The sequence below is a fragment of the Clostridium sartagoforme AAU1 genome (assembly GCF_000401215.1).
Lineage (GTDB): Bacteria > Bacillota > Clostridia > Clostridiales > Clostridiaceae > Clostridium > Clostridium sartagoforme.
The window spans coordinates 1-7,051 of record NZ_ASRV01000077.1; the positions used below are offsets into that span (position 1 = coordinate 1).

The window sequence follows — 7,051 nt, forward strand, 5'->3', positions numbered from 1 at the left end:
GACTTAAAATGACTGTTACACAATTATTGTGAAGCAGCCATTTTAAAGTTATTTTTTTAAAAGTCATATCAAAAAATTCAGTTCTACACACTTAATAAATCAAATCAATTATAATTTCATCACAAATTACAAATTTTAATTAAAGTAAATTTATCATGTTTAGTAGTTTCATATTTAATTATATTAATAATTTCATATCCATTAGTAATACCAACCTTATAGAAAATACTGCTCTTATATACAAATTTATTCTCAACAAATTTAGAAGTCTTAACTTAATATATAATTGGAAAATAGTTGGGCCTTAGGGATGATATTAAATTAAGGTAGAATTAAGGATAGCTAAAATCAACATTAAGATTGGCCATATATAATTAGCTCATAAAGTTAAAGAGGAGAGTAGTTATGAGCCAATATATTGTTAAAACAGAAAATTTAATTAAAAAGTTTAATAATGTAAATAGTGTAGATAACATAAATTTAAAGGTTAGAGAAGGAGAAATTTATGGCTTTTTAGGTCCAAATGGAGCTGGAAAATCTACAACTATAAAAATGATATTAGGATTAATAAAACCTAATAGTGGAGAAATAAGTGTTTTTGGAAAATCAATTAAGGATGATAGAGAAGAAATATTAAAGAATATAGGTGCTTTAGTTGAAAGTCCTTCTTATTATGGACATTTAACAGCTTATGAAAATTTAGATATATTAAGAAGAGTACTAAAAGTAAGTAAAAGTGAAATAGAAGAAAAGTTAAAATTAGTAAGTCTATGGAATGCTAAAAATAAAAAGGTTAGAGAGTTTTCATTAGGTATGAAACAAAGATTAGGAATAGCACAAGCACTTATGGGAAATCCAAAGCTTTTGATTTTAGATGAACCAACTAATGGATTAGATCCGGCCGGAATTATAGAAATAAGGAATTTAATAAAATATTTAGCTAAAGAAAGAAATATTACAATAATTATTTCAAGTCATATATTAAGTGAAATTGAATTAGTTGCTACAGAAGTAGCTGTAATAAATAAAGGGAAATTATTATATCAAGGATCATTAGATAACTTAAAGAAAAATTCAACTAATGAAGTATTAATACGTCTAGAAAATCATGAGGATAAGGAGTTAGTATTTAAGCTACTTATCTCTAGAAAGTATAAAGTTCAAGAGGATAATGGAACATTAAAAGTTAAAGGAAATAGTATATCTGCATCTACCATTTGTAGAGAACTTATTATGGCAGGATATGATATTAACTATTTATCACAAGAAAAAAGCTCTTTAGAGGAAATATTCTTAGGATTAACTAAGGAGGTTTAAGTCATGTTAGTAAATTTAATAAAAAATGAATTTAGTAAAGAAAAAAGAAATCTAGTAATTCTATTTATATTAGCAATTCCACTAGGTGTAGCAGCCCTCTTATGTATAGATTTTTTTATAAGATATGAAAGTTGGCTATTACCTCAAGCTATGGAAAAAGGTTTAACATCATGGCAAGTTCTAATTAAAGAACAAAGAATACTGTATTTCAATGATTTTATGCCTATGTTTGCTGCATTGATTTTAGTTACATTATTTGAAAGTGAATATAAAAATAATTCATGGACATTTTTATTAACTCAACCAATAAAAAGGAGTAATATATTAATATCAAAATATATAGTAGCAAGCTTTTATTCTACAATAATGCTACTTTTAAATATGATTTCCTTAATAATAGTAGGAATAATATTTAAGTTTAAAGAGCCAATACCATGGAAGTTTTTAATCGTTATGTTTGTAATACAATTAATATCATCATTAGTAATAATGATTATACACTTATTTATAAATTTGAAAAATAAAAATTTACTTATATCTTTATGCATATCAGCAGTGCTAAGTGTTGTTTCTTCAAATATATATTATAATGATTCCTTTATTAAAAATATTAATCCATATGGATTTTCCTTATTTTCAATAACTCAAGGGAAAAATGAAATAACTTTAGTTTTAATTATATCAATATCTATATTATTAATAGGCTCTTTGTTAGTTAAAGCTTATTTTAATAATAAGAAAATTTATTAGATGGAGGGATAAACGTGGAATTACTAAAAGTAGAATTGTTAAAAATTAGAAAGAGCTATTTATTATTTTTAGCTATAATTATCCCAATACCAGTAGTACTAGCAATAATGAAAAGAATACAGACAATGGGGAGTATGGTTGGAATAAGTATTAATGAAGAAATATTTATGTTTTCAGCAATTGCTTATTTATCATTCCTTTTACCACTTCAAAATATATATACAGCATGTGTGATAACTAAAGTTGAAAATGATAATTGTGGTTGGAAACAATTAATGCTTTTACCTATTAAGAAAAGTAGTATTTATTTTTCAAAATACAAAGTGATGTTGATTGCATTAAGTATTTCAATATTATCATATATTACTTGTATAGTTTTATCTGAATTTTATTTGAATAAAAGTATAAGTTTCAATTTCCAAATATTATCATACGGAATGCAAATTTTTATAACAACTTTGCCTATATTAATTTTATTATTTATAATTGGAAGAAACTTTTCAAGTATAATACCATTAATTTCAATTGGAATTATTATGTTGATTACAAATATATTTATAGCACAAAGTAGATTTTGGATTTATGCTCCTTGGACATATTCAATTATGATATTTGGAGGAAATATAAGTGATTTTGAAAGAAATATAATACTATGTATATCCATATTAATATCTATTTTGATGTTTTTTTAGATTTTATGAGCTTTACCAAGTCAGATATAAAATAAAAAATAGTTATGGTAAAATATAACTAATAGATTAAATATTAAAAAGGAGTTAACATCATGATTATGGATGAAATATTAAATAAGAAAGTATTATTAGTAGATGATGAAAGAGAATTATTAACATTATTAAAAGAAGTATTTATAAAAGAAGGATTTAGACAAATATATGAAGTGGATAATGGCATAGATGCAATATTATCAGTTAAAGAAAAAAATCCAGATATAATAATTTTAGATGTTAATTTACCTGATATAGATGGATATAAAGTTTGTGATAGAATTAGAAAATTTTCTACGAGTCCAATAATATTTTTAACTGCAATGGGTGAAGATGAAGAAAAAATTAAGGGGCTAGAAGCTGGTGGAGACGATTATGTAACTAAGCCTTTTAATATCAAAGAAGTTGTTCTTAGAGTTAAATCTCAACTAAGAAGAGGTAGTTTAGTAAGTGAAATTAAAACTAATATATATACTTTTGGAAAGATATCTATTAATGAGGAAACAGGAGAAGTAAAAAAAGGTGAAGAAAATATATCACTAACAGCTAAAGAATATTCACTAATTTTATTTCTTGCCAAAAATATTAATAGAGTATTTAGTAAAAGCTCATTATGTGAGGAAGTTTGGGGATATGAATATGATAGATATGATAATACAATTATGGTTCATATAAGACATTTGAGAGAAAAGCTAGAAGATAAACCAAGTGATCCAAAGCATATAAAAACTTTAAAGGGGATTGGCTATAAGCTAGTTGATTAGTATGAAAGTAAAATTAACCATTAAGTTACTTATATCTATGATCATGGTTTATTATATAACTATGACAGTTTATGTAGTGCTAAACTTAGTAATATATAATAGTAATATAACTTTTGGAGAAAAAGTTTTTAGTGTATCATTTAATATTTCAAAATTTATGGAACCATATATAGAAGATATGGAAAAAGGTAATGATTTTAGTTTAGATGATAATAATATAAATAAATTAACTCAAAATAATATATGGATACAGGTTTTAGATAAAGAAAATAAGGAAGTATATGAAGTAAATAAACCTGAAAATATACCAAATAGTTATCTTACGGCAGAATTAATAGAATTTATACAAGATCCATGGGGAAGTGTTGCACCGACTACTATTTCTACAAATAATATAGCTAAAGGAAATGAGAACTATACCTTATTAATTGGGTTTCCAATAGATAAAATTTTTAGATTTAAAATGACACTTACTGATGAAAGTCTTAAATATCATATTTCAATAATTATTTTTTCATTAATTTTGATGACTATTGTAGCTTACATATTTAGTAGAAATCTAGTTAAGCCAATGCTATCAGTTGTTGAAGATATTGATGATTTAAAAAATGGAATATATATAAATAAGAAAAATAAACAGGGAATATTTAAAGACGTAAGTAAGAATATTAATAATTTATCATTTATTTTAAAGGAAAATGAAATCCAGAGGAAAGAAGTAGACAAAGCAAAAGAAGAATGGATAGCTAATATTAGTCATGATTTAAAAACTCCATTAAGTTCAATTAAAGGATATGCTGAACTTTTAAAGGGAGATCAATATGGAATAAATATTGAAGAAGCAAAAAGATATGGCAGTACTATTTTAGATAATAGTAATTATATTGAAGAGTTAGTGAATGATTTATCTTTAGTTTATAAATTAAAGAATAAGGTACTGCCTATTAAATTTAAAGAAGAGAACTTAATTAATTTACTACAAGAAAGTATAATAGATTTATTAAATAATAGTAAGTATAGCAATAGAGAAATAAATTTTAATTATTATGATGACAATATAATATTAGATTGTGATAAAAAATATTTAAAGAGAGCAATAAATAATTTTATAATTAATTCCTTAGAACATAATCTTGAAAGTACTATTGTTATAGTTTCTGTTTTAAAGAAAGAAAATAATATAAATATAATAATAGAAGATAATGGCTGTGGAATAACAGAAGAGGCTTTAAAAAATATTTTTACTAGATATTATAGAGGTGTAGATAAAAATTCGACTTATAGTGGATCGGGACTTGGAATGGCAATAGCTAAAGAAGTAATAGATTGTCATAAGGGAGTAATTAATATAGAAAGTGAAGTTGGATTAGGCACTAAAATAATTATAGTTTTAAAGAATCAATTAAATATAATTGAAATTAATTGATAATAATTATTGAGTTGGATATAATATGACTAATAGTATAGGGGTGATAAAATGAAAAAATTTAAATTAATAATTATTACAATTATAATAACCCTTATTATAGGGATAATAGCATTTATATATATAAACAAACCTAAACCTATTGCTAAGATTACTCAGGTATCAACATCAAATGCAGATTTGACTTTTGCTGTATTAGGAGATGTGCATGAGAATATTGATCACTTTCAAGAAGCTATTAATGATTTGTATACAATAAATCCTAGTATGGATGTATTAGTGTTAAATGGTGATTCAGTAGATCAAGGATTAGATAAACAATATGATTCTATGAAGAATGTTTTGAAGAAAAATAATGATTTGCTACCAAAAACAATAATAAAGAATATTGGAAATCATGAGTTTTTTGATTATAATATTGAAACTAACTCAGCAGAGCAGGTTGAGAGCTTTATAAATAGATATCTTGAATTCTCAGGAGAAGAAAAAGTATATCATGATACCTGGATAAAAAACTATCATTTTATATCACTAGGATCAGAAGATGGTAATTCTGAAACTATTAATTCTGTAACAGCATTTATATCAAATGAGCAATTAGAGTGGTTTAAAGAAAAGCTAGCTGAAGATTATCAAAAGGGAAAACCAATCTTTGTGTTTTTGCATCAGCCATTAGATTATGGAAATGGTTCATGGATTGGTATTAAGCAAAGCGAAGAAATTAAAGAAATATTATCACAATATCCAGAAGTAATAATGTTTGCCTCTCATACTCATAGAAATTTAGAAGAAGATAGTATAGTTTTAGATAAACCATTTACAATAGTTAATACAGGAGCTGTTCATTATACTATTATACGTGATGCAAATAGTGAAGGTGGTAGAAGAATAGAATCAGATTATATTAAGGGAATCTATATTGAAGTAAATGGAAATAATGTTACTATTAAAGGTAGAAATATTAAAGAAAAGCAATGGATATTTACTAAGGAAATTAATAAACAATAATTAAGTTAAATATAAATTGAAAAATAAATATAATAAAAAGCCCAAAGTATATAAATACAATACTTTTGGGCTTTTTATTATCCTTATTACTTAATAAAATTTTTATGAAAAAGTTGATTCTTTTACCAATAGCTACGAGTATTTCTAGTGTTATTTACATTTGAACTTTCAGTTTCTGCAGCTTCTGCATCTGCTTTTGTTCTATGAACTGTACCTTGTGGATGATGAGGGGGTGCGTAAATAGAATATACTTTAAGTGGCTTAGATCCAGTATTGACTATATTGTGCCAAGTACCAGCTGGTACCATTACAGCAAAGTCATCACGAATTCTTCTTTCAAAATCTAAGTTGTTTTGATCGTTGCCCATTCTAACAACTCCCATACCATCTTCAACTCTTATAAATTGATCAGTATCAGGATGCATTTCTAGGCCTATTTCGCCGCCAACTTCAATACTCATTAATGTAACTTGTAGATGGGTTCCTGTCCATAAAGCAGTACGGAAATTACTATTTTGTTTAGTAGCTTCATCGATATTAACTACAAATGGCTCTGGACCATAATCCATTAGGTTAATTAAATTATTATCTTCAGGTTCCTGAATATCAGATCTAAAATAAGCATCTCTTCCATTAGTAAAAGGAACATATTGATCACTAAATTGATTATAGAATTCTGGACTGTATGCTGCAGTATTAATATAATAAGGATGTGGATATCCTCTATAAATATTATTTGGATTATTATACATTAGCATATCAGGGTAATAAGGATAGTTGTAGCTTCTATACATATTGTTTAAGCTATACATTGGTGTATTAGGGTAATAAGGTAAATTATACCCATAATACTCATTATGCATATTTACCATTCCTTTCTTAGATGTATAGCATTAATATATGCGATACATTTAAAGAGTGTGAGAATATTAGCAAAGCTAATATAAAAGTTTTAATAACACAATTAAAAACTGAAGAAGCGTAGAAATAAGTTTAATTACAAAAGAGAAAAAATTAGAATAAAAGTATATAAATTATCAAATTATTAGTTCATAATAAAA

General features: G+C 25.0%; 7 protein-coding genes. 6 read left to right on the plus strand and 1 reads right to left on the minus strand.

What is annotated here, in order from left to right; genetic code table 11:
* The first annotated feature begins 405 nt into the window (after nt 1-405).
* The 6 genes from A500_RS05970 (at nt 406) to A500_RS05995 (ending at nt 5,990) form a co-directional block, all read left to right on the plus strand.
* Nucleotides 406-1,317 carry an ABC transporter ATP-binding protein gene (locus A500_RS05970; RefSeq protein WP_016206691.1) on the plus strand — a complete coding sequence of 304 codons (912 nt, stop codon included), beginning with the start codon at nt 406-408 and terminating at the stop codon, nt 1,315-1,317.
* 3 nt (nt 1,318-1,320) lie between these two features.
* A complete protein-coding gene (locus A500_RS05975) occupies nt 1,321-2,067 on the plus strand; it encodes an ABC transporter permease (RefSeq protein WP_016206692.1) in 747 nt (248 codons plus the stop codon).
* Nucleotides 2,068-2,081: 14 nt separating this feature from the next.
* On the plus strand, nt 2,082-2,759 hold the full coding sequence (locus A500_RS05980) for an ABC transporter permease (protein ID WP_016206693.1): 678 nt from the start codon (nt 2,082-2,084) through the stop codon (nt 2,757-2,759).
* 92 nt (nt 2,760-2,851) lie between these two features.
* A complete protein-coding gene (locus A500_RS05985; RefSeq protein ID WP_016206694.1) occupies nt 2,852-3,556 on the plus strand; it encodes a response regulator transcription factor in 705 nt (234 codons plus the stop codon).
* Between the two features lies 1 nt (nt 3,557).
* Entirely contained in the window at nt 3,558-4,982 is a 1,425-nt protein-coding gene (locus tag A500_RS05990; RefSeq protein WP_040436588.1) for a sensor histidine kinase, read from the plus strand.
* Nucleotides 4,983-5,033: 51 nt separating this feature from the next.
* Nucleotides 5,034-5,990 carry a metallophosphoesterase family protein gene (locus tag A500_RS05995; RefSeq protein ID WP_016206696.1) on the plus strand — a complete coding sequence of 319 codons (957 nt, stop codon included), beginning with the start codon at nt 5,034-5,036 and terminating at the stop codon, nt 5,988-5,990.
* A gap of 122 nt (nt 5,991-6,112) precedes the next feature.
* Here A500_RS05995 and A500_RS06000 read toward each other — a convergent pair whose 3' ends face one another.
* Entirely contained in the window at nt 6,113-6,853 is a 741-nt protein-coding gene (locus A500_RS06000; protein ID WP_016206697.1) for a cupin domain-containing protein, read from the minus strand.
* Nucleotides 6,854-7,051: the final 198 nt, after the last annotated feature.

Bases quoted from the DNA above. Each gene is read 5' to 3' on its own strand.
- A500_RS05970 (WP_016206691.1), top strand. From the start codon at position 406: ATGAGCCAATATATTGTTAAAACAGAAAATTTAATTAAAAAGTTTAAT.
- A500_RS05975 (WP_016206692.1), top strand. From the start codon at position 1,321: ATGTTAGTAAATTTAATAAAAAATGAATTTAGTAAAGAAAAAAGAAAT.
- A500_RS06000 (WP_016206697.1), bottom strand. From the start codon at position 6,853: ATGCATAATGAGTATTATGGGTATAATTTACCTTATTACCCTAATACA.
- A500_RS05985 (WP_016206694.1), top strand. From the start codon at position 2,852: ATGATTATGGATGAAATATTAAATAAGAAAGTATTATTAGTAGATGAT.
- A500_RS05990 (WP_040436588.1), top strand. From the start codon at position 3,558: ATGAAAGTAAAATTAACCATTAAGTTACTTATATCTATGATCATGGTT.
- A500_RS05995 (WP_016206696.1), top strand. From the start codon at position 5,034: ATGAAAAAATTTAAATTAATAATTATTACAATTATAATAACCCTTATT.